Genomic DNA, 22,881 nt, shown 5'->3' on the forward strand with positions numbered 1-22,881 from the left:
TTCGTGGTGGTCGCCACCCGGCGCATATCTTTTCGAAAATGCAGGAAGAATCCGAGATGAAGCTGAAGAACAAGATTGCCCTCATAACAGGCGGTGCGCGCGGCATTGGCCTCGGCTTCGCGCAAGCCTATGCGCGCGAAGGCGCCAAGGTTGTGATCGCCGATATCGACATCGAGCGCGCGACGCGGGCAGCCGCCGAGATCGGCGCGGCCGCCAGCGCTGTCAAGCTCGACGTCACCGACCTCGATGCGATCGACAGGGTCGTGGCCCAGGTCGACAGCGATTTCGGCGGCATCGACATCCTCGTCAACAATGCGGCCATCTTCGACATGGCGCCGATAACCGACATCACCGAAGCGAGCTACGACCGCGTGTTCGCCATCAACCTCAAGGGGCCGCTGTTCATGATGAGGGCGGTGGCCAATGTGATGATCGCGCGCGGTCGCGGCGGCAAGATCATCAACATGGCGAGCCAGGCCGGCCGCCGTGGCGAGGCGCTGGTGACGCTCTACTGCGCCTCCAAGGCGGCGATGATCTCGGCGACGCAGTCGGCGGCACTGGCGCTGGTCAAGCACGGCATCAACGTCAACGCGATCGCGCCTGGCGTCGTCGATGGCGAGCACTGGGATATTGTCGATGCGCATTTCGCCCGTTGGGAAGGCCTGAAGCCGGGCGAGAAGAAGGCGGCGGTGGCGAAGTCGGTTCCGATCGGCCGGTTCGCGCAGCCGCAGGATATTGCCGGGCTCGCCGTGTTCCTGGCTTCGTCCGACAGCGACTATATCCTGGCGCAGACCTACAATGTCGACGGCGGCAACTGGATGAGCTGACGCTTGAGCCGCGTCGTCCGAGGGTAGGGAGACTGATATGAAGGCCATCCGATTCACCGCCGCGGGCATTGCCGGCATGGCGGAACTGGACATGCCCAAGCTTACGGCAGGACACGCCTTGGTGCGGGTGCGCGCGGCCGGGCTTTGCCATACCGACATCGAGGTTCTGCATGGCCGCTACGGGGAGGGTGCGTTTCCGCTGGTCCCTGGTCACGAATACGCCGGCACGGTCGAGGCGGTCGCCGACGATGTCACCACCGTCAGGCCCGGCGACCGGGTGGCCGTCGACCCCAACATTCCCTGTGGCCATTGTGCCGCCTGCAGGAAAGGCCTGACCAATCTGTGCGCCGGGCTGAAAGCCTATGGCGTGACCGAGAATGGCGGTTTCGCCGAGTTCAGCCTCGTTGCCGTCGATCATCTGCACGGGATCGGCGATCTCTCCTTCGACACCGCCGCGCTCGCCGAGCCGCTCGCCTGCGTCCTCAATGGGCTGGGTGCCGCCGGGGTCGAAGCCGCCGAGGGCGCGCCCGGCACGGCGCTGGTGTTCGGCGCCGGGCCGATCGGCCTGCTCCTGGCCCTGTCGCTCAAGGCCAAGGGTGTGGGAAAAGTGGCGGTCGCCGATATCAGCGAGCAGCGCCTGGCCTTCGCCGAGTCTCTCGGGCTGGAGCCGCTCGTGTCGGGATCGCAGGCTCTGGCGGCGCGGGCGCGGGGGTTCGATTTCGTCGCCGACGCCACCGGTGTCGCTAGGGTGGTCGAAGGCATGATCGGCTTCACCGCCGATGGCGGCACCGCGCTGGTCTTCGGAGTCTGCGCGCCCGATGCAAGGATCTCGGTCGCACCGTTCGAGATTTTCCGCCGCCAGATCAGGCTGGCGGGCTCGCATTCGCTGAACCGCAATATCCCGCAGGCGCTGGATATCCTCGCTCAAGACGACGGCACGATGGCGCGGCTGGTCAGCCACCAGCTGCCGCTTTCCGAAGTTCTGCCGTTTGTCGCCAAGGCCGGCGGCGACCCGACGACGATGAAGGTGCAGTTCTCGGCCGAAGCGTACAGACGGCGTGCGGGAAAGACTGTTGCTTCGCCTTTCGGCCGAACGGTGACTCATCTATCAAGATGAGAGAGCGCGTCACCCCAAAACCGCCGAACACTTTTGGGCGACATGCAATAGGGAGCGCATGAATGGCCAAGACGATCAGGACGATGGAGGACTTTTCGGCCTTTGTCGGTCTGTCTCGCACCACGGTTTCCAAATATTTCAACGATCCCGGCTCGGTGCGGAAGAACACGCGCAGCGCCATCGAGGTGGCGCTGAAGAAATCCGACTTCCGGCCCTCGATGTTCGCCGTCAACCTCAATCGGCGCCGCAGCAACATCCTCGGCGTCATCATCCCGAATTCGACCGATCCGTTCTACATGGCGCTGACCCGCCGCATCGAGACGATCGCCAATGAAGCCGGCTTCCTGGCCTTCGTGCTGTCCTCCGACGGTCGCGCCGAAATGGAAGACCAGGCGATCCAGACGTTCAAGTCGATGAACATCGCCGGCGCCATCATCGCGCCGCTCGGCGTGCAGTCGCACCATCGCATCCTGGCGGAACTTGGCGCGAGTATCCCGCTGATCTATGTCGACTCGCCGCTCGACGAGACTTCTTCCTTCGTCGGCACCGACAACCGGCAGAGTTTCCGGCTCATCGTCGATTATCTGTGCCGGTCCGGCGCGCCGCCCTGCTACTTCGCCATGCCGCTCGTCAACAACAACGCACAGGCCCGGCAGGACGCCTATGTCGAGGCCATGCAGCAGTTCAAGATGACGCCGAGCATCGTGCCCGTCACCGACCTCAGGTCGTGGGACTTCGAGAAATTCGGTTATGACGAAGCGCTTCGCATCCTGAAGGGGCAGGGCTTTGCGACCAAGACGGTGCTTTGCGCCAACGACCGTGTCGCGCTCGGCGTGATCTCCGCCGCCTATCAGCTGGGGCTGAAGGTGGGCCATGGGGCGGACTGCGACCTGCGGGTCGCCGGGCATGACGACCATCCGCTGTCACGCTACGCCTGCCCGCCGCTCACGACGGTCGCGCAGAACTACAACGAGATCGGCCGCCTTGCCATCGAGCTTCTGCTGGAGAGGCTCGATGAAAAATCGCCGGCGGCAAAGGCAGGCAGCGGACGCATCCTGCTGAACGCCGAGCTGATGCTGCGAAGCTCGGCCTGACCTGTCCGGCTGTGCGGGAAGCATCTCGTGCATCATTCGAATATGCTGCTTTAGCGGTAACTGTTTCTTGTTGTGTTTTGTGCACATTGGCCGTGATTTGCGCGGGGCAAAAGCCAGGGCATGGCTGAAGACGACAAGAAGAACCGCAACGGAACGTTCTGGGCGCGTGCGCTGGAACGCGCGCATCTTGGCGTCTGGGACTGGGATATCACGAGCGGCGACTGTTTCTATTCCGCCACCTGGGCGCGGATGCTTGGCTATGAGGAAGGCGAGCTTGCCAACTCCAGCGACCTCTGGTTCCAGCTGACCCATCCTGACGACCGCGAGCGGGCCCTGGCCAGCGGCGACCGCCACATTGCGGGCTTGAGCGACAATATCGAGACGGAGCTGAGGCTCAAGCACAAGGATGGCCACTGGGTCTGGGTGCTCGATCGCGGCGGCATTGTCGAGCGCGACGCGGACGGCCGGCCCACCAGGCTGATGGGCGTCCAGACCGACATCACCAAGCAGAAGCAGGCGGAATATCAGCTCGAGCAGGTCAATGCGCGCTTTCGCCTGGCGCTCGCCGCCAGCGGCACCGGCATCTGGCACTACGACATCGCCACCAACAAGAGCTATTGGGACGCCCGCACAAGGGAGATCTTTGGCCTGGTCGCCGACAGCGACGAGGTGGCTGCCGGCCTCTGGCACACCTATCTGCATCCCGATGACAAGGCCGCCACCGAGCGGGCGCATCAGCCGCCGGAGGGCTCGGACAGTGTGGTGGCCTCGCAATACCGCATCATCAGGCGCGACGGCGAAATCCGGCATGTGGAATCGCTGGTGCGCTTCATCGCCGCTGGCGCCGCCGGCCAGATCCTGGGCACGGTGCGCGACATCACCGACGACAAGCTTCGCGAGCAGGAACTGGCCTATGCCGCCCGCCATGATGCGCTGACGGCCCTCTTGAATCGGTCCGCGTTCGACCGGCTGCTGGCCGAGCATATCGCGGCGGGTCCGCTGGCGGTGTTCTATGTCGACCTCGACTATTTCAAGGCGCTCAACGATTTCGCCGGCCATGCCGCCGGCGACCTGGCGCTGAAGAGCGTCGCAAGGGGCATTGTCGGCTGCCTGCCGGCGCTGGCGCAGGCCGCGCGGCTGGGCGGTGACGAATTCGCGCTGCTGGTGCCTGATTGCGATGCCGCGCAGGCCGAGCGGCTGGCCCTCGCTCTGCTCGCTTCGGTGCGCAACGCCGACCTCGGATCGGCCACCTCGCGCAAGCTCGCGGCCAGCATCGGCATCGCCTTTGTCGACGACGCCAGCACCACCGTGGCCGATGCGCTCGCCTGCGCGGATGATGCCTGCTACGCGGCCAAGGCGGCCGGGCGCAACCGCTTCGCGGTGTTCTCGGCCGAGACAGCCTCCGGCTCGGGCGGCCTCAATGCGGCGCGGATCGCCGCCGAGACGGTCGATGCCATGGAAGACGGCAGGCTGAAACTGTTCGGCCAGGAAATCCATCTGCTCGGGCAGGGCTGGGACAAGATCCGCCATGTCGAGGTGCTGGCGCGGATGGTAGGGCGCAATGGCAGGCTGATGCCGCCCGGCGAATTCATCCCGGTGGCCGAGCGCTTCGGCATCGCGTCGCGACTCGACCGCTGGATCATCAGGACGGCACTCACCCAGCATGGTCCGGCGCTGCGCGCCGGCGCGCTGACGCTCGGCTTCAACCTGTCGGCACAGACGCTGAGCGACCCGCTTCTGTGGGATTTCGTCGATGGTGTCATCGAGGAGACCGGAGCGCCGCATTCGGGCATCGGCTTCGAGATCACCGAAACGGCGGCCGTCACCAATTTCGACGCCGCCGAGCAGTTCGTGCGCAAGGCGCGCGAACGGCGCTGCCGCGTCAGCCTCGACGATTTCGGCGCCGGCATGAGTTCGTTCGAATATCTGCGCCGCTTTCCCGTCGACATGATCAAGATCGACGGCTCCTTCATCGAGCATATCGCCGAGAGCAGCTTCGACCGCGAGATCGTCTCGGCCATCACCAGCATCGCCAGGAGCCTCGGCTGTGGCGTGGTGGCGGAAAAGATCGAACGCCAGGAAACGCTGGATGTCCTCAGCGACATGGGCGTGGCTTTTGGCCAGGGGTACCTGTTGCACCGGCCTGAGCCGCTGGAGGCGATTGTTGCGCGGGCAGCGGGGGCGGGGCCGGACAGGCGGATGGCTTAGCGGCTTCGGTGGAAAGCTACTCTTCTGCGAGGCCGCCGCCGTAATGTTCGTCGTCCCCTTTGCGACCGGCCATGCGCCCTTGCCGACAACCATGAAATGCTTGCCGCCTGTCGGTTCCCCGCCCAAGCCCAAGGCTTATGCATGGGGTAGGCGCTGGACACCGAGGCGATGGCGGGGCGGAGCCTGCTAACGCACGAACAGGTTCGCGGCCATGAAATCCACGAAGACCCGGATCTTCGGCGACAGATAGCGGCTCGTTGGCCAGAGGATGCGGAAGGTGCCTGTCGCGGAAAGGTAGTCCTCGAGCAGCGGCCGCAGGCTGCCATTCGCAACCTGCGCCTTGACGGCAAAGGGCGGCAGGCAGGTGACGCCGAAGCCGTTTTCGGCAAGATGGATGAGGGGCTCGATCGTGCTGGCGATGGTCGTGGTCGGCAGGTCCAGCCGCAATTCCACGCCGTCGCGCGACAGGGGCCATTGTTCGAGCTTGCCCGTGCTCGGGTAGCGGTGATGAAGACATTTGTGATGCAGCAGGTCTTCCGGCACCATCGGCATTCCCCTGGGCGCAAGATAATCGGGCGAGGCGACGACCTGGTGGCGGAAGCTGCCGAGCTTGCGGCTCATGAGCCGGGTGTCCCTGATATCCCCGGTTCGAATGACGGCATCGAAACCTTCCTCGATGACATCGACCAGGCGGTCCGTGAAATCGAGATCCAGCCTGATATCCGGATACGCCCGCATGAACGCGGACAGTGCGGGCATGAGCAGCATTCCCGTCAAGGGAAGGCTGACCCGCAGCAGACCGCGCGGCGCGGTATGGGATTTCGAAAGCTCGGCTTGCGCCTCATCGAGTTCGGACAGGATGCGCCGGCAGGTATCGAGATAGAAGCTTCCTTCCTGGGTCAGGGTCATGCTTCGCGTCGAGCGGTGAAACAGGCGCACGCCGATACTGTCCTCGAGCCGCGCTATGGCTTTGCCTACCGCTGAACTTGAGAGCCCGAGTGTCCGGCTCGCCGCGACAAAGCTGCCGGCCTCGGCGGCCTGTACGAAGATGCCGAGCGTCCCCAGCCTGTCCATGACGCCTCCCATTGCGGAATTCAATTCCGGTCTTTCACGAATAAAGGACCGTTTATCGTCTATCCTTGGGTCGATATCCAGTGGCCTGACGGCACGAACGCCGCGTTTCCCAACAGGAGCCCATCATGGATTCGATTTCCCCCGCCGTTTTTGTGGCCAAGCCCGAACCGACTATCTTCGTCGTGAATGTCATCCACGCTCACCCCGGCAAACAGGACGAGGCTTTCCGCATCATCCAGGATGTCGTGCACTATGTGGCCGAGCGAAAGGCCGGCTTCCTGTGGAGTAACCTGGCCAAAAGCACGGACGGCCTGACCGTCGTCAACATCGAGGCTATTCAGGGAGCGGGCAATGTCGACGAGTTCTTCTCCGACCCCGTCTTCGTCGAGAAGTTCCGCAAGCTCGATACCGTGTCGAAGAGCGAGTTCCACACCTACACAGTCGGCGACCTGGTTCTGCCGAAGCTGGCGGCGGTGCTGGATGGGGATGCGGCCTGAGGGGTATCTTATCGAGAGGAGTGCGCCCACTCGCCACACGATCCAACGTCTGCGCTGCCCCTCATCGTCCTGCCGGGCACTTCTCCCCGTAAGTGACGGGGAGAAGTGGGCTGGCCGCAACGCCGGCGCTCTTCCCTGCAACGCTGGTGATTGGCGAAATCATCAGCGACAGTTGTCCTTCTCCCCGTCACTATACGGGGAGAAGATGCCGGCAGGCAGATGAGGGGCAGCGCCGACATTCGTCTTGTCCGCTCCCGCTCTCACACCGAGCGGATCAACCCGCCATCGACGCGGATGTTCTGGCCCGTGATGTAGCCGGCGCCTTCCGAGGCGAGGAAGGCGATGGTGGCGGCGATCTCCTCCGATTTGCCGTAGCGCTGCATCGGCACGCTGTCGCGGCGCTCCTCGGTCGCGGGCAGGCTGTCGATCCAACCGGGCAGCACGTTGTTCATGCGCACATTGTCGGGTGCGTATTTGTCGGCGAAGATCTTCGTGTAGGCGGCAAGGCCGGCGCGGAAGACCGCCGAGGTCGGGAACATCGGGCTCGGCTCGAATGCCCATGCTGTCGAGATGTTGACGATGGCGCCGGCCTTCTGCTTGACCATCTGGGGTGCCACGATGCGCACCGGGCGGATGACGTTCATCAGATAGACGTCCATGCCGGTGTGCCACTGCTCGTCGGTGATTTCCAGGATCGGCGCGCGCGGGCCGTGGCCGGCGCTGTTGACCAGAACGTCGATGCGGCCCCAGCGTTCGAGCGTGACGTCCGCCAGGCGCTGCAAATCGTCATTCGACTGGTTGGATCCGGTGACGCCGAGGCCGCCCAGCTCCTTGGCCAGCGCCTCGCCCTTGCCGGAGGACGAAAGGATGGCGACCTTGAACCCATCGGCGGCCAGGCGCTTTGCCGCCGCCGCACCCATGCCGCTGCCGCCAGCGGTGACAACAGCTACTTTTTCTACACTCATCTGATTTTCCTCCTAAGGGTTGGCGCGAATCCACAGTCTATGTTTTCCGGGCTCGGGCAGTGATATAGTCGGTTTTGGCCGATGGTTCGAACCAGAATGCCTGAATTCAACCTGTAGAAAAACTCCTGCATGCCCGACCCCCTGCATCGCCTGCCGCCGCTGAACGCGCTTCGCGCCTTCGAGGCCTCGGCGCGCCATCTCAACTTTCGCATCGCCGCCGCGGAATTGAGCGTGACGCAGGGTGCTGTCGCGCAACACATACGCGGGCTGGAGGCTGATCTCGGCGTCAAACTGTTCGAGCGGCTGCCGCGCGGCCTGGCGCTGACCGACGAGGGCCGCGCCTTCATGCCGAATATCCGCCGCGCCTTCGACCTGATCTCCGAGGCGACGCTTCTGCTGCGCCCGGAGCCGGCGCGGCTGACGATCAGCGTGACGCCGAGCTTCGCCACCAAATGGCTGATCCCGAAGCTGCCGGAGTTCGTCACTGATAATCCGCTGGTCGATCTGCGCATCATGGCCAGCGAAAGTCTATCAAGCTTCCAGGCCGATGGCGTCGACATCGCCGTGCGGCAGGGCCGTCCGCCCTTCGGCGCCGGCCTCATCGTCGATCTTCTGTTCCCGCAACTACTCATCGCCGTGTGCAGTCCGTCCCTGCTGCCTGCCGGCGCCGGCGAGATCGCGGCCGCCGACCTCCGACACCACGTGCTGCTGCACGATGCGCATAACATGTGGCCGGAATTCATGGAGAAGGCCGTTGGCCTGAAGATGGCCGCCGAAGCGCGCCGCATGCGCTTCAACCAGACGGGGTTGGCCATCGACGCCGCCATCGCCGGCCAGGGCATAGCGCTTGCCAGCCGCTTCCTCGTCGCGGCCGACCTCGCCGCTGGCCGGCTGGTGCAGCCGCTCAAGGCGGGAATGCGCGGCACGCAGGATTTCTATGTCGTGGTACCCCGAAAGCAGGCGCATCCCGAGCCGACACAGGCGGTGCGGCAGTGGCTGCTGGGTGCGGGGGCAGGGGCGTTGTGAGGGCTGTTATCTGGCAATCCTCTCGCGACACTCGGCAAGCGCGGTGAAGCGATTTGTGTCGACTGTTCGATCACATACTAAGGCTTAAATGACATTGTTCCCGAGTTTCGGTATACATATTAATATGCAAAAGAACCGCTCAGAGGGCGTTTTCGAAGGTTGGCTTGATGCCAACAGGCTGGAATGGCGTCCCATCCCGCCGGGCCCTAGCAGAACACCCGATTACGTCGTCACCGTAGCGCCGGGCGTAGAGGTCATCTTCGAACTCAAGCAGATTGAAACCGCCCGGGATTGGAAAGAAGACGTAGTGCATGGCGGCGAGGTCGGCGCTTCGATTAGAGAGCGCATTAATCGAAGCAAGTCGCAAATCAAAGCTTCATCTGCGGAAGGAAGGGCGGCTGTGTTGGTCGTATTTAACCACTACGATCCAATGCAGTTATCTGGTACCGAAAACCACGATTTCATCGCCGCGATGTATGGTGGCTACACCCTAAAACTTGGCGCCGAAAGTCGGCGGATTACCGGGCGCTTTCTCGGTGACGGCAAGTTGTTTCAATCGAACAAAAACACGTCGTTCAGCGCGCTCGCCCGTCTCAAGCAGAGCGGTCGCGAGGCGGTGCCAAATGTGACGATCTTCGAAAATATCCACGCCCTGAACCCGCTCGATTACGGTGCGTTGCCACGATGTTTCGAGGTGGTGCGTTTCGAATCCGATACGCCTAAAGCCCCGTCCGCCGGAGATCGAGCATCGCTGCCTTGATGCCGAGCAATTCGAACTTTGGGCCGTAAATCGTCTCAAGCAACTCGAGCGAGATCAGCCCGCACTGCGCGGTGGTTTTTAGTGCCATCTCGAGTTGCACCCCATCGCCGTGCTGAAGGATTCCAAGCATCTTCCGTCGATCTGCCTCCTCAACAATCTTCAGGTTGGCTGTCACGGCACGTTCGTTCGGATGCCCGCCGAAATCGATTGTACGCTGGTAGATGGTCTCGAAGCGTCCCGCCGCGTGTCGATTGGCGGAAGTCAAGGACTTCAACACTTTGGCGTGTTGGAATGCATTCTTTGACGCCTTCATGCCGGCTTCGTCTTCGTGACGATCGAGCCAGACCTTGCCAAGCGACCGGTCTTTGTTGATATGCACGGCGTAAGCAGCGTATTCGAGCACCGAGCGAGATTGAACATAACACTCCGCTGCCTGCCCAGACATGGCAAGCCCGCAGGCAGTCCGGTACGCGCCGATGCATCGGATGAACAGCATCGCGAGGATTTCGTTTTCCGGATTAAGCCAGTCCTTCGTGGCCTTTGAAAACTGCGCGTCGATTGCCACAAGCTTCGCGACTGCCTCGCGCTTATTCACAAAGGTCGCATATTGGTTCTGATGAGCAGCCTCCAGGAATTTCGAGAGTTCATCATCGCCCCAGCCCGGGGGCTTTGTGCTTGCCATGCGACTCTCCATTTAGAACCACTGCACTGGGTGGGATAATTCTCGTACGCCTCTATTCTTTTGAGGGCCACTACGAACGCTCTCGGAGTGGCGGAACGGAGCGACAATGGGCGTTCCGGCGCCCGGCTCAAATCGGCAGCAAAGCATCCGGCTTCACATCGGCGATCGAAGCGTAGGTGTGCGTTTCCCGGACGCCGGGAAGCGGCAGGATGACGCGTTGCAGGAAGTCCTGGAACATCGCCATGTCGGCGATGCGCGCCTTGACCAGATAGTCGAAGCCGCCGACCACCATGTGGCACTCGATGATTTCCGGGGCACGCGCAACCGCTTCGGCGAAACGGTCGAAGACATGCGGCGCCGTGTGGTCGAGCCGCACCTCGATGAAGACGAGCGTGCCGCGGCCGATCCGGGCGGGGTCGAGAACGGCGCGCACGGCGCGGATGAAACCTTCACCGAACAGGCGCTTGATGCGCTGCGACGCACCCGTCGGCGACAGGCCGACACGGCGGGCGAGATCCAGTGTCGTTCGGCGGCCATCCTCCTGCAGAAGGCGCAGCAGCATGCGGTCGATACGGTCCAGGTCGCTCATTTCAGGATTCACACTTTTTGGCTGTAGCAAGCGTGATAGTCACGCCGGAAAGGCAAAAATAGCATATTTCATCACGCTGCCAGGTCGCAATACCGTTGGCGGGTAACGCAACCCGACCAAGGCAAAACCCATGACATCGATCATATCCACCGCCCGCAGCGTCCAGGCCAAGGGCGACACTCCCGTGCTCATTCTCAGCGAAGCCGAGGTGAAAGACTGCATCGATCCTCGCCGGCTCCTCGACGCCCTTGCCGAAGGTTTTCGGGCTTTGTCCGACGGCACGATCGTCATTCCGGCGCGGCCGCAACTCGACATTCCCGAAGCCGGCTATTCGCTGGCGATGCCGGCCTGGATGGCGGGCATGCATCTGACGGTGAAGATCGTGAATGTGTTCGAAGGCAACATCGCCAAGGGCATCCCCAGCCATCTCGCTACGATCCATTTGTTCGATCCGGCGACAGGCATGCCGGTCTGCGTCATGGACGGCACCTATATCACCGCCGTGCGCACCTCCGGCTCGGCCGTGCTTTCGGTTCGGGAACTCGCCCGGCGCGACGCGAGGATTGTGACCGTGGTGGGCGCCGGCGTGCAGGCCGGCCAGCACCTCAACCTCCTGCCGCTGGTGCGCGACTTCGCCGAAATCCGCGTCGTCTCGAAAGTGTTTGCGGATGCGCAGGCGCTCGCCGCAGGGCATCCCGGTGTCATTGCCGTCGATGATATCGAGGCCGCGGTGCGCTCGTCGGATGTCGTCTGCCTGGCAACACATTCCTATGAGCCGGTGATCTCGGCCGAATGGGTTCGTCCAGGCACCCATGTTTCGTCGGTGGGAGTGGCGCCGCCCGGGGGTGAATTGCCCGTTGAGCTGATCGGCAAGGCCAGCCTGTTCGTCGAAACGAAGGATGCATTTGCCCCGACGCCGGTCGGTTCGTGCGAACTGGCCGGCATCGATCCGGAAACGGGAACCGAGCTTGGCGCCATGCTGTCGGGTCGACTGTCGGGGAGGGTGAGCGGCGACCAGATCACCGTCTACAAGGCCATGGGCATCGCCATGGAGGACATGGTGGCGGCGGATCTCGCCTATCGCGAGGCGGTTCGGTGGGGCATTGGGCGGGCGGTTGCGTTGTAGGTCGCGGGGGAGTTGGGTCGACCGAACGCTTGAGCTGGATCAATCGCAGATGTCAGAGCCGCCCCTCATTGCCCTGCAGGGCATTTCTCCCCGTAAACGGAGAGAAAGTAGCTGGCCGCAGTCCTGATGTCCTTCTTGCAACGCTGGCGATTGGCGAAAGCGGCGATGACAGCGTCCTTCTCCCCGTTCACGGGGAGAAGTGCCCGGCAGGGCGATGAGGGGCAGCGCAAACGGAGGAGGACTAACTCATCCCAAGCGGTTGCCTTCCAGCTATCCACCGCGCCATCAGTTTTCTTATCCGCTAAAGATTGACTGCATACGAAATTATTTTTACGACTAAGCCCATGCAGTCGAAGCCCCTTCCACGAGCCCATTCCCGAAAGATCGTCGTCATCGGCGGCGGCATTGCCGGCCTGTCGCTGGCGGCGGCCGCCGCGGGGGATTGGGCTGATATCACCGTCATCGAGCGCGAGAGCCAGCTTGGTTATCATGCCAGCGGCCGTTCGGCGGCGCTGTTTACCGAGACCTATGGCAACCGGCTGGTGCGGGCACTGACGATCGCCAGCCGCAAGGCGATCTTTGATGGCGGCTTCGTCGCCCACAAGCGCGGCGCGCTGCATGTTGGCCGTGCCGATGACGCTGCGGCGATCGACCGGCTGGCCGCCGAATTGCAGGCGCTGGTGCCCAGCGTGCGGCGTTTGACGGCAGAGGAAGTGCATGCGCTGGTTCCGGTCATCGATGCCGAGACCACCTGCGGCGGCGTCTATGAGCCGGGCGCGGTGGATGTCGATACGGCCAGGATGCTGGCGGCCAGTGCCTCGGCGCTGAAGGGCAGGGGCGGCGTTATCCGCACCGGCGAGGAGGTTTTGGCCATTTCGCCGGAAGGCGGCGGCTTTACGGTGACGACCAGTGCGGGCTGCTATCCGGCCGACATCGTCGTCAATGCCGCCGGCGCCTGGGTCGATGTCGTCGCGGGGCTGGCCGGGCTTCCCCGGCTCGGCTTCCAGCCCAAGCGGCGCACGGCCTTCCTGTTCGATCCGCCCGAAGGCGCGGATATCAGCGCCTGGCCGCTGGTGGTCGACCTGCACGAGAAATTCTACTTCAAGCCGGATGCCGGACGGCTGATCGGCTCGCCGGCGGACGAAACCAATTCCGAGCCCTGCGACGCCTATCCGGAAGACATCGACGTCGCCATCGCCGTCGACCGCATCGAGCAGGTCACGTCGATGCGCATCGGCCGTCCGTCGACGCCGTGGGCGGGGCTGCGCACCTTTTCGCCGGACCGATCGCCGGTCGCCGGCTTCGATCCGCGCCTGCCCGGTTTCTTCTGGCTGGGAGGGCAGGGCGGCTACGGTTTCCAGGTGTCGCTGACCCTGGCGCGGATCGGTGCTGCGCTGATGCGCGGCGAAGCGCTGCCCGCCGATGTCGCCGACCTTTGCGTCACAGTGGAAGCGCTTTCGCCGGAGCGGTTCCTTGGTGCAGTCATGCCACAGGCGGCAACGCCATGAGCCCCAGCCGATCATCCGTTCAGCCGTGCCTACCCCCAACACTGTCATCAGGAGCGTTTGCGATGAAATCTCTGCGCGCAGTCCTCACCTCGTCCCTTCTGGCTTCGTCCGTTCTTCTCGGCGGACAAGCCTATGCCAAGACCCTGGTCTATTGTTCGGAAGCCAATCCGGAGACTTTCAATCCGGCGATCGGCATCGCCGACTCAACCATGGACGCCGCCGCCAAGACGATCTTCAACCGGCTGGTCGAGTTCAAGCCGGGCACGACCGAGGTCGGGCCGGCGCTGGCCGAAAGCTGGGATGTCTCGCCGGATGGCAAGACCTACACGTTCCACCTGCGCCACGGCGTAAAATTCCAGTCGAACGAGCATTTCACGCCGACGCGTGAGTTCAATGCCGACGACGTGCTCTACACGTTCAATCGCCAGCGCGATGCCAACAATCCCTATCACAAGCTCGGCGGCGGCGCTTACGAGTACTTCAACGCGCTGGGCATGGGCACGCTCATCGACAAGATCGACAAGGTCGACGACTACACGGTGCGCTTCACGCTGACGTCGGCCAACGTCACCTTCCTGGCCGGCATCGCGCTCGATTATCTGTCCATCCTGTCGCTGGAGCAGACCGAGAAGATGGTGGCGGCCGGCACGCCGGAGCTGATCGACAGCGCCCCGGTCGGCACCGGCCCGTTCGTGCTCGATGCCTATGTGCCCGACAGCCAGGTGCGCTATTCCGCCAACAAGGACTATTGGCGCGGCGCGCCGAAGATCGACACGCTGGTCTTCGCCATCACGCCGGAGCCGACCACCCGCGTCGAGCGCATCAAGGCCAATGAATGCCAGGTCGCGGCACCGCCGCCGCCGAGCGCTGTTGCCGACTTGCGGTCCGATCCCGACATCAACGTGCTCGACCTCAAGGGCCAGAACATCGGCATCCTCGGCTTCAATGTCGAGCACCAGCCGCTGGGCGACGTGCGCGTGCGCACCGCACTGGCCAAGGCCATCGACCGCAAGGCGATCGTCGAGGCGGTCTATGCCGGTGCGGGCACGGTGGCCGGCAGCGTCGTGCCGCCGGCGCAACTCGGCGCGGTCACCGATGCCGGCATTGACTATGATCCCGACGGCGCCAAGAAGCTGCTGAAGGACGCCGGCCACGAAAGCGACCTCAAGATCAGCCTGTGGGCGATGCCGGTGTCGCGGCCCTACAATCCCAACGCCAAGCGCATGGCCGAGATGATCCAGGCCGACTGGGCGAAGGTCGGCGTCAAGGCCGAGATCGTCAGCTTCGAGTGGGGCGAATACCTGAAGCGCACGGCGGCGGGCGAGCAGGACACGTTCCTGCTCGGCGGCAGCAGCGATAACGGCGATCCCGACAACATGCTGAGCTATCTCTTGTCCTGCGACGGCGTGAAGGGCGGCTCCAACCGCTCGCGCTGGTGCGACAAGGATTTTGAAAAGCTGCTGGACGAAGGCCGCGTCGCCGCCGACCCGAAGGAACGCGCCGCGATCTACCAGAAGGCGCAGGCAATCCTGAAAGCCCAGGTGCCCGTGGCGCCGATCGCCCATTCGATGGTGGCGATCCCCGTGCGCAAGAGCGTGCTGAATTATGTGCTCGACCCATTCGGCCGGCAGAATTTCGCCGCGGTCGATATGGCGGAGTAGGGGCCAATCACGTCGGGTGCCCCCCTCATCCGGCCGCTGCGCGGCCACCTTCTCCCCGCTGGGGAGAAGAGGTTTTCGAACTTGGCGCCTCTTCTCCCCAGCGGGGAGAAGGTGGCCCGAAGGGCCGGATGAGGGGGCCTTCCACAAAGGCACAACGCCAGTCGATTTGCGATGATCCGATGCTCCACAAAAGCGAGACCGCCATGCTGAAAGACCTCAACACCCTCCTCGACCGCTACCTCGCCGACGGCGCGGTGGGTGCGTCGCTCGCCTACGCCAAGGGCGGCTCGACGCCGGTGGCCGTGACAGCCGGCTTCGCCGACCGCGAGCAGGGCGTGGCCGTCCTGCCAGACCGGCTGTTCAAGATCGGCAGCTGCACCAAGACCTTCGTGGCGGCCGCTCTGGTCAAGCTCGCCCAGGATGGCAAGCTCGACCTGTCGGCGCCGATCTCCGGCTGGTTTCCCGACCTGCCGGGCGCCCCGAATATCTCCGTGCGCCAGCTGGTCAACCATCGCAGCGGGCTGCCGGAATTCGAATATTACATTCCCATGGACCCGACCCGGCGCTGGACGCCGCAACAGCTGGTCGACATCGCCTTCGCTTCCGAGAAGCCGAAGTCGCCCGGTGGCCCCGCCGTCTACAACAACACCGGCTATGTGCTGGCTGGCATGCTCATCGAGGCCGTTTCCGGCCAGTCGCTGGGCGGCTATGTCAGAAACGCGGTGCTGCAGCCGCTCGGGTTGAAGAACACCTGGTCGCCGGCCACGGAAGCGTTTCCGGAAAAATCCATGGTGCGCGGCTATTATCATCGGCCGCCGCCGGCCCCGGGCGCATCGACCGACCTCGCCTCGGGCGGCGAGATGTGGCGCATGGATGGCGTGCTGCCCTATTCGGAAGCGCTGCAGGATTCGTCGGATTCGTTTCCGTTCAGCGGCGCCTATGGCTGCGGCGACATGGTGTCGACACCGACGGACATGGTGGGCTTCATGCGCGGACTGTTCGGCGGCCGGGTTATCTCGCCCGCCTTCTTCGCCGAGATGTTCGAGAGCCGCGCGCCGGTCAGCTTTCCGGGCACGCGCATGCGCGAGACGGGCGCCGGCCTGTTCCAGAGCGCCTACGCCGACCGCGCCTTCTACGGCCATCAGGGCAGCATCCCCGGCTATGTCTCGGTCATGCTGCACGACCCGCAATCGCACCTGACCATCGCCATGACCAGCAATGTCGGCTCCGGCAACCGCCTGTCCTTCCAGGCCAGCGGGCTACATCCGGTGGTAGATGAAGCGATCGGGATTTTGCTGGGGTGAGGGGCGGCCACGGGTAGCGTGGGCAGGGCGCGCCGGTCAGGCCGCGTCGCGTCTGTCGGCCGGCGGTGCCTCCTCCGGCAAGGGCGGCTGGCTTCCGCGACGGCCGTATTGCCGGGGTGAGCAGCCCATGACCCGCTTGAAGGCGGTGCTGAAGGCGCTTTCGGATTCGTAGCCGAGCGACAGCGCGATGACGGAAACGGGATCGCCGGAATCGGCCAGCCTGTCGCCAGCCAGCAGCATGCGCCAGCGCGTCAGATAGTCCATCGGGGAGACGCCGACCGTCTCCTTGAACCGCAGCGCGAAGGTCGAGCGTGACATGCCGGCGCGCTCGGCCAGCGCCTGCAATGTCCAGCCATGCGCGGGGTCGTCATGCATCGCCGATATCGCCGCGCCCATCTGCCGGTCAGCCAGGGCGAACAGCCAGCCGACGCCGCCGTGCAAGCCCGTCATGTGCAGCCGCAACGCCTCGATCAGGATCATGTGGGCGAGGTGCTCGACGATGAGAAAGCCGCCCGGCTGGGGCGCGCGCAATTCCTGCATCATCCGCTCGACGGGCCAGCGCAGCGCCGAGTGGTCGGATTCGCCGCGGATATGGACGATGGGCGGCAGCATGCGCAACAGGATGCCAGCATGGTCGCCCGACAGGCCGAAGCGGCTGCTGACCAGCAGGAAATCGCCGCCGCCCTTGTGGGTGGTGATGCCGCCGGTGCGCGCCGGCGAAAATACCGCTGACGCCTCGACCGGCGTCACCGCTAGGTCGCTGGCAAGGCGGAAGGGGCGCCCGCGCGGCAGCAGGAAGCAGTCGCCCGTCTCCAGTTGCACCGCATCGGCTTCGCCCTCGACGGAGAGCCAGCACTGGCCGGAGACCACGGCGCCGCATTTGATGGCGGCCTGTTGGTCGGGGAACTGGATCGACCAGTCGCCGCCCGCGTCCAGTCCGGCGGACAGGTAGTTGCGCGGCTTGAGCAGCGACAGCACGTCTGACAGGGGATCCATGGCATTTCCGGACGATCGCGAAGATAATGCGGACTTTACAGCATGGATCGTATGTCCTCAACCGCCTAGCTTGATTGCAACGGGGCCTGTCAACGCGGTCTCAAGCGGAAGCAAGGAGATCTGTCATGCGTGTGTTCGTTACCGGTGCCACCGGATTTGTCGGCTCGGCCGTCGTGCGGGAACTCATCGGCGCGGGCCATCAGGTGCTCGGCCTTGCCCGCTCGGACGAGGGAGCCAAGGCGATCGCCGCCGCCGGGGCCGAAGCGCTGCGCGGCGACATCGAGGATCTGGAAAGCCTGCGCCGAGGCGTCGCCCAGGTGGACGGCGTCATCCACACGGCGTTCAACCACGATTTTTCGAAATTCGCTGCCAATTGCGGGGGGGACAAGCGTGCCATCGAGACGATCGGCGCTGCGCTCGAAGGCTCCGAGCGGCCGCTGCTCGTCACCTCAGGCATGGGGCTGGTGAGGAATGGCGGCGTGGCGACCGAGGACAATGACCCGATGCCCGTCTCGGCGTCTTATCCGCGCGCTTCGGAAGCGGCGGCCGAGGCCCTGGCGGCCCGCGGCGTGCGCGCCTCGGCGGTGCGTCTTTCGCCTTCCGTCCATGGCGACGGCGATCACGGCTTCGTGCCGATGCTGATCGGCGTCGCGCGCCAGAAGGGCGTTTCGGCCTATATTGGCGCGGGGCAGAACCGCTGGCCGGCGGTGCACCGGCTCGACGCCGCAAGGCTGTTCCGGCTGGCGCTGGAGCAGGGGGCAGGGGGCGCGCGCTATCACGCCGTCGATGACGAGGGCGTGGCGACCTGCGAGATCGCCGAGGTCATCGGCCGGCGTCTCAACCTGCCGGTGGTCAGCAAGACCGCCGAGGAGGCCGCCGGGCATTTCGGCTTCATCGGCCACTTCTTTGCCATGGACTGGCCGACCTCGAGCGCGAAGACGCGAGCGCTGCTGGGCTGGCTGCCGAAGCAGGCTGGCCTGATCGAGGACCTCGACCATTCCCGTTACTTCGGCGGCTGAAGCAAGGGGTACTCTTCGCAAGAATCCTCATGGGATGACTCTGCGGGCCGAGCCAAGAACTGGTGGCAGCCTCCATTCCAGGGTGGAGAGACCTTCCAAGATGTGAGACGTTGCGGCGAACTCATGGAAAACGCCGCAGTGAAACCCACGCTCCCGCTCTTGCTCAGCCTCAATGCCGGCTATGTCGACACGGCCGGCTTCCTGGCCTTGCAGGGCCTGTTCACCGCGCATGTCACCGGAAATTTCGTCACGCTGGGCGCCTCGCTGGTGCTGGGCATTTCCGGCGTGGTGGCCAAGCTCTTGGCGCTGCCGGTGTTCTGCATCGTTGTCATGCTGTCCCGGCTGGTCGGCAACCGCTTGCGCCAGCGCAAGCTGCCGGCGCTCGGCATCCTGCTGGCGGTCAAGCTGGCGCTGCTGGTCGCAGGTGCCGCGCTGGCCATCAGGCTTGGGCCGTTCCCCAGCGGCGACAGCCTGGCCGCGATCGTCACGGGCATGACGCTGGTCGCCGCGATGGCGATCCAGAACGCGGTGCACCGCATCCATCTCTCCAACGCGCCGCCGTCGACGCTGATGACCGGCACGACGACGCAGATCATGATCGACCTTGGCGACCTGCTGGGCGGCGTGGCGGCCGACGCCCGGCCGGCAATCGTTGCCCGTCTCAAGCGCATGGCGGTGGCTGTCGCGGTGTTCGCTGTCGGCTGCGGTTCGGCAGCGCTTGGCTTTGCCTTCGCCAGCGTCTGGTGTTTCGTGGTGCCGCCGGTGGTGGCATTGGCCGCGCTGGTGCTGCGGCTGTCGGCGCCGGAGGAGGAGGCGAAGTAACCAGCGGATGTCGTTGGCCCAATGCCAAGCCCGAATTGCAGGCTGGAATTGCCTGCCGTCCTGCGTTAGACGGCGGCCCGATGGTTGAACATGCAGGCGAAATCCTGATCCTCACCGGCCCGCCAGGGTCAGGCAAGACGACGACGGCACGGGCTCTTGCCGATGAGGCTGGCTCGCCCAAGGTGCATCTGCACTCCGACGATTTCTGGCATTTCATCAAGCATGGCGCCGTGGCGCCTTATCTGCCCAAAGCCCATGACCAGAACAAAGTGGTCGTTGACGTGCTGGCCAAGGTGGCGCAGGGCTACGCCGAAGGCGGCTATTTCGTCGTGGTCGACGGCATTGTCGGTCCCTGGTTCCTGTCGCCGTTCGCTGCGTTGCCCGTGCCGCTCCATTATGTGGTGCTGCGTCCACCGCTCGATGTCGCCATCCAGCGTTGCCGAGAGCGCGGTGGCGACACGCTGACCGATCCCGAGCCCATTACGGCGCTGCATCAACAGTTCTCCTCCCTGTCGGAGCTTGAACGGCATGTCCTGCCAACGGGGTCACAGAGCCCGCAAGAGGTGCTCCGTGAGGTAATTGCCGCCCTCGACAGCGAAGGCTTTCGCCTGTCGACCTGATGGGTGGTCGATGCTTGCCGTCGGCCGTGGTGCCGAAGCGGCGGTCCCGTCAGTCTTCGTCCGTCCAGATCAGGCGGAGCAGGCGCAGCAGCGTCGTCCGGTCCTTTTTCGTAAGCCGATGCAGGAACCGGTCCTCGTGGCGGCGAACCTGTCGCCTCCACCCAGGCATTGCCTGTTTCGCGGCCGTCGTCAGGGTCAGCACCCGCACGCGCTTGTCTTCGGCATGGTCGTCACGCTCGACCAGTCCGCGCTCTTCGAGTTCAGCCAGCAGTGGCGCCATGTTGGCGCTCTTCATGCCGAGCAGGCGGCAGAGCTCGGCGGCGCGGATACCTGGTCGCTCGTCGATCAGCGCCAGCATGCCGTAGGTGACCGGGCGCAACGACGCTTCCGCCAGTTCGATGGCGAAATCATTGAGCGCCAGGGACGAGGCGCGCCGCAGATTGTAGCCGATCTGCGCGTCAAGAGCGTCCTGCGGGTCGGTGCGAAGCCGGGTCTCATCCATGCCGTAACCGATCGCCGCGATACAAGACCTTGTCAAGGGAAAAAGACTATGCGACATAGCGGAATGATAGCTATGTTACATAGCGATATAAGGGAGGATTATCGTGAGCGAAGATACCGTTGCCTTCGACGTCGAGGACGGCATTGCCTGGGTGCGTTTCAACCGCCCCGAAAAACGCAATTGCATGAACCCGGCGCTCAACCAAAGGATGATGGAAGTTCTCGACCGGCTTGAATTCCGTGATGATGTCGGGGTTCTCGTGTTGTCCGGCGAGGGCAGTGCCTGGTCGGCGGGCATGGACCTCAAGGAGTATTTTCGCGAGACCGAGGCCAAGGGGCTCGGTGCTGTCCGCAAGGCGCAGGCGGAAGCCTATGGCTGGTGGCGGCGGCTGCGCTGGTATCGCAAGCCGACCATCGCCATGGTCAATGGCTGGTGCTTCGGCGGCGGCTATGGCCCGCTCTTCGCCTGCGACCTCGCCTTCGCCGCCGACGAGGCGCAGTTCGCCCTGTCCGAGATCAACTGGGGCATCCTGCCGGGCGGCGGCGCCACCAAGGTGGTGGTAGACCTGCTGTCGATGCGCGACGCCATGTATCACGCGCTGACCGGCGAACTCATCGACGGCAAGAAGGCAGCCGCGTGGAAGCTGGTCAATGAAAGCCTGCCGCTGGCCGAACTGAAGGCGCGGGTCACCGAGGTCGCCAACATTGTGCTGAAGAAGAACCCGGTGGCGCTCAAGGCGACCAAGGACGCCATCCGCCGCGTCGCCGAGATGACCTACGACAATGCCGAGGACTATCTGGTGCGGGCGCAGGAGGCGGCGAATTCGCAGGACAATGAAGGGCGCAAGGAAGGCATTCGCCAGTTCATCGACGAAAAGAGCTACAAGCCTGGCCTCGGCGCCTATGACAAAGCGAGATGACTGGCAAAGCCAACAAGGTGTGATGCTCTCGGGAGGAGATGCGGATGGCCTGGACGACGCCCGATCCCGTGGCTCTGCATGCCAGCGCGCAGCCGGATCGCCTTGCCTGCGTCGATCTCGCATCGGGGCGGCGCTGGACTTATGCCGCGCTTGACGAGGCCATCCAGTGCGCCATCGCGGTTCTCGAACGTTACGACATCGAGCCTGGACAGAGGATCGCGACACTTGCCCGCAACAGCGCCGACCTGTTGATCCTGCAGCAGGCGGCGATGCGGCTCGGCGCCGTCTTCGTACCGGTCAACTGGCGGCTCGCGGGCGCCGAGCAAGAGGCGATCCTTGCCGATTGCGCTCCGGTGCTGCTGCTGCATGACGCGGCATTGGCCGCAACGCTGCCCAGGGGCTGCATTCCCGTCGCGGTCGCCGCCTTCGCGGCCGCGGTCGAAGCCGCACGGCCGGCGCCGCGCCGTGCCTTCCCCACCGATGACGTGCCGTCGATCATCCTCTACACATCGGGCACGTCGGGCCGGCCCAAGGGCGTCATCGTCACGGAGCGCAACGCCTTTGCCACCGCCGTTAATTTCGGTGTGCTGGGGCGGGTCGGCAATGCCAGTGTCTTCCTCTGCGATGCGCCGATGTTCCATGTCATCGGTCTCATCACCAGCCTGCGTCCGCCCCTGCTGCAAGGTGGCGCGGTGCTGATCGCGCCCGGCTTCGACGCCAGCCTCACCAACCGTCGGCTGGCCGATCCGACGCTCGGCGTCACCCATTATTTCTGCGTCCCGCAGATGGCCAGGATGCTGCGCGAAAACGCGGATTTCGCGCCGGCGCAGTGGACGGTCACCGCCATCTTCACCGGCGGCGCGCCCAATCCGGCCGCCGACATCCTTTGGTGGCTGGAGCAGGGTATCCGCATGGTCGATGGCTTCGGCATGACCGAGGCCGGCACCGTGCTGGGCATGCCGGTCGAGGCGGAGCAGATCGCCCGCAAAGCCGGCTCCTCCGGCTTGCCGGCGCCATCGCTTTGCCTGCGCCTCGTCGATGATGACGGCCGCGATGTCGGGGCGGGGGAGGCCGGCGAGATATGGCTCAGCGGTCCCAATGTCACGCCCGGTTACTGGAACCGGCCAGAGGAGACAGCAAGGGCTTTCACCGATGACTGGTTCCACACCGGCGACATTGCGCGCCGTGACGAGGACGGGTTCGTCACCCTCGTCGACCGCCGCAAGGACATGTTCATCTCGGGTGGGGAAAACGTCTATCCGGTCGAGGTCGAGATGGTGTTGCTCGATCATCCCGACATCGCCGAAGCAGCGGTCATCGGCATTGCCGATGACCGCTGGGGCGAGGTCGGGCGCGCCTTCGTCGTGCTCAAGCCCGGCCGTGTTGTCGATCCGGCGGCGCTGGCGGACCATTGCAGCGCCCGCATCGCCCGCTACAAGGTGCCGAAGGAATTTTTGCCCACCGAAGCACTGCCGCGCACCGCGTCCGGCAAGATCCAGAAACACATTTTGCGCGGGTGGCCCAAGCCGGGTTGAGGCCGACGTGGAGGCCGAAGACTTTGGCGT

Annotated in this window: 22 protein-coding genes; 16 read left to right on the forward strand and 6 right to left on the reverse strand. The window is 64.4% G+C overall.

The features are described 5' to 3' along the window. The first annotated feature begins 56 nt into the window (after nt 1–56). From ABVQ20_RS01450 to ABVQ20_RS01465, 4 genes are all read left to right on the forward strand, one after another. Nucleotides 57–827, forward strand: a complete 771-nt coding sequence (locus tag ABVQ20_RS01450; protein WP_354457722.1) for an L-iditol 2-dehydrogenase — start codon at nt 57–59, stop codon at nt 825–827. A 37-nt stretch (nt 828–864) separates the two neighbouring features. Beyond that, nucleotides 865–1,944: an alcohol dehydrogenase catalytic domain-containing protein gene (locus ABVQ20_RS01455; protein WP_354457723.1), complete on the forward strand. Its 1,080-nt coding sequence runs from the start codon at nt 865–867 to the stop codon at nt 1,942–1,944. Between the two features lie 83 nt (nt 1,945–2,027). Continuing rightward, a complete protein-coding gene (locus ABVQ20_RS01460; protein ID WP_354462085.1) occupies nt 2,028–3,038 on the forward strand; it encodes a LacI family DNA-binding transcriptional regulator in 1,011 nt (336 codons plus the stop codon). A gap of 120 nt (nt 3,039–3,158) precedes the next feature. Then, entirely contained in the window at nt 3,159–5,246 is a 2,088-nt protein-coding gene (locus ABVQ20_RS01465; RefSeq protein WP_354457724.1) for an EAL domain-containing protein, read from the forward strand. A gap of 186 nt (nt 5,247–5,432) precedes the next feature. Here the strand turns inward: ABVQ20_RS01465 and ABVQ20_RS01470 are convergent, their stop codons facing one another. Continuing rightward, nucleotides 5,433–6,320 carry a LysR family transcriptional regulator gene (locus ABVQ20_RS01470; protein ID WP_354457725.1) on the reverse strand — a complete coding sequence of 296 codons (888 nt, stop codon included), beginning with the start codon at nt 6,318–6,320 and terminating at the stop codon, nt 5,433–5,435. Between the two features lie 125 nt (nt 6,321–6,445). Here ABVQ20_RS01470 and ABVQ20_RS01475 point away from each other — a divergent pair, with 125 nt between their 5' ends. Further along, nucleotides 6,446–6,817, forward strand: a complete 372-nt coding sequence (locus ABVQ20_RS01475; protein WP_354457726.1) for an antibiotic biosynthesis monooxygenase — start codon at nt 6,446–6,448, stop codon at nt 6,815–6,817. Between the two features lie 260 nt (nt 6,818–7,077). On the opposite strand, the gene ABVQ20_RS01480 is transcribed toward ABVQ20_RS01475, so the two are convergent. Next, nucleotides 7,078–7,782 carry an SDR family oxidoreductase gene (locus ABVQ20_RS01480; protein ID WP_354457727.1) on the reverse strand — a complete coding sequence of 235 codons (705 nt, stop codon included), beginning with the start codon at nt 7,780–7,782 and terminating at the stop codon, nt 7,078–7,080. Nucleotides 7,783–7,911: 129 nt separating this feature from the next. On the opposite strand from ABVQ20_RS01480, the gene gcvA reads away from it, so the two are divergent. Together gcvA and ABVQ20_RS01490 are read left to right on the forward strand one after the other, a co-directional pair. Next, nucleotides 7,912–8,808: a transcriptional regulator GcvA gene (gcvA, locus tag ABVQ20_RS01485; protein WP_354457728.1), complete on the forward strand. Its 897-nt coding sequence runs from the start codon at nt 7,912–7,914 to the stop codon at nt 8,806–8,808. A gap of 88 nt (nt 8,809–8,896) precedes the next feature. Further along, nucleotides 8,897–9,568: a hypothetical protein gene (locus ABVQ20_RS01490; RefSeq protein WP_354457729.1), complete on the forward strand. Its 672-nt coding sequence runs from the start codon at nt 8,897–8,899 to the stop codon at nt 9,566–9,568. Here the strand turns inward: ABVQ20_RS01490 and ABVQ20_RS01495 are convergent. Beyond that, entirely contained in the window at nt 9,528–10,250 is a 723-nt protein-coding gene (locus ABVQ20_RS01495; protein ID WP_354457730.1) for a hypothetical protein, read from the reverse strand. The two genes, ABVQ20_RS01490 and ABVQ20_RS01495, sit on opposite strands and share 41 nt — an antisense overlap. A 127-nt stretch (nt 10,251–10,377) precedes the next feature. Continuing rightward, nucleotides 10,378–10,839 (reverse strand): Lrp/AsnC ligand binding domain-containing protein, encoded by a 462-nt coding sequence (locus ABVQ20_RS01500; protein WP_354457731.1) that lies wholly within the window; start codon nt 10,837–10,839, stop codon nt 10,378–10,380. Nucleotides 10,840–10,969: 130 nt separating this feature from the next. On the opposite strand from ABVQ20_RS01500, the gene ABVQ20_RS01505 reads away from it, so the two are divergent. The 4 genes from ABVQ20_RS01505 (at nt 10,970) to ABVQ20_RS01520 (ending at nt 16,438) form a co-directional block, all read left to right on the forward strand. Continuing rightward, nucleotides 10,970–11,965 (forward strand): ornithine cyclodeaminase family protein, encoded by a 996-nt coding sequence (locus tag ABVQ20_RS01505; RefSeq protein ID WP_354457732.1) that lies wholly within the window; start codon nt 10,970–10,972, stop codon nt 11,963–11,965. A gap of 344 nt (nt 11,966–12,309) precedes the next feature. Beyond that, nucleotides 12,310–13,473, forward strand: a complete 1,164-nt coding sequence (locus ABVQ20_RS01510) for an NAD(P)/FAD-dependent oxidoreductase (protein WP_354457733.1) — start codon at nt 12,310–12,312, stop codon at nt 13,471–13,473. 62 nt (nt 13,474–13,535) lie between these two features. Next, nucleotides 13,536–15,134 (forward strand): ABC transporter substrate-binding protein, encoded by a 1,599-nt coding sequence (locus ABVQ20_RS01515; RefSeq protein WP_354457734.1) that lies wholly within the window; start codon nt 13,536–13,538, stop codon nt 15,132–15,134. 179 nt (nt 15,135–15,313) lie between these two features. Beyond that, nucleotides 15,314–16,438, forward strand: a complete 1,125-nt coding sequence (locus ABVQ20_RS01520; RefSeq protein WP_354457735.1) for a serine hydrolase domain-containing protein — start codon at nt 15,314–15,316, stop codon at nt 16,436–16,438. Nucleotides 16,439–16,474: 36 nt separating this feature from the next. On the opposite strand, the gene ABVQ20_RS01525 is transcribed toward ABVQ20_RS01520, so the two are convergent. Continuing rightward, the gene (locus ABVQ20_RS01525; protein ID WP_354457736.1) at nt 16,475–17,434 is read right to left on the reverse strand and encodes an AraC family transcriptional regulator; all 960 of its coding nucleotides are present in this window, start codon (nt 17,432–17,434) and stop codon (nt 16,475–16,477) included. A 125-nt stretch (nt 17,435–17,559) separates the two neighbouring features. On the opposite strand from ABVQ20_RS01525, the gene ABVQ20_RS01530 reads away from it, so the two are divergent. From ABVQ20_RS01530 to ABVQ20_RS01540, 3 genes are all read left to right on the forward strand, one after another. Further along, the gene (locus ABVQ20_RS01530) at nt 17,560–18,453 is read left to right on the forward strand and encodes an SDR family oxidoreductase (protein WP_354457737.1); all 894 of its coding nucleotides are present in this window, start codon (nt 17,560–17,562) and stop codon (nt 18,451–18,453) included. Between the two features lie 123 nt (nt 18,454–18,576). Beyond that, the gene (locus tag ABVQ20_RS01535; protein WP_354457738.1) at nt 18,577–19,275 is read left to right on the forward strand and encodes a YoaK family protein; all 699 of its coding nucleotides are present in this window, start codon (nt 18,577–18,579) and stop codon (nt 19,273–19,275) included. A gap of 80 nt (nt 19,276–19,355) precedes the next feature. After that, nucleotides 19,356–19,895, forward strand: coding sequence for an ATP-binding protein (locus tag ABVQ20_RS01540; protein WP_354457739.1), 540 nt, complete (start codon nt 19,356–19,358; stop codon nt 19,893–19,895). Nucleotides 19,896–19,944: 49 nt separating this feature from the next. Here ABVQ20_RS01540 and ABVQ20_RS01545 read toward each other — a convergent pair whose 3' ends face one another. Next, nucleotides 19,945–20,397 carry a MarR family winged helix-turn-helix transcriptional regulator gene (locus tag ABVQ20_RS01545; protein ID WP_354457740.1) on the reverse strand — a complete coding sequence of 151 codons (453 nt, stop codon included), beginning with the start codon at nt 20,395–20,397 and terminating at the stop codon, nt 19,945–19,947. A gap of 103 nt (nt 20,398–20,500) precedes the next feature. On the opposite strand from ABVQ20_RS01545, the gene ABVQ20_RS01550 reads away from it, so the two are divergent. After that, entirely contained in the window at nt 20,501–21,316 is an 816-nt protein-coding gene (locus ABVQ20_RS01550; RefSeq protein WP_354457741.1) for a p-hydroxycinnamoyl CoA hydratase/lyase, read from the forward strand. 38 nt (nt 21,317–21,354) lie between these two features. Further along, on the forward strand, nt 21,355–22,851 hold the full coding sequence (locus ABVQ20_RS01555; protein WP_435528314.1) for an AMP-binding protein: 1,497 nt from the start codon (nt 21,355–21,357) through the stop codon (nt 22,849–22,851). Nucleotides 22,852–22,881: the final 30 nt, after the last annotated feature.

It is taken from the genome of Mesorhizobium shangrilense (genome assembly GCF_040537815.1).
GTDB classification, from domain to species: domain Bacteria; phylum Pseudomonadota; class Alphaproteobacteria; order Rhizobiales; family Rhizobiaceae; genus Mesorhizobium; species Mesorhizobium shangrilense.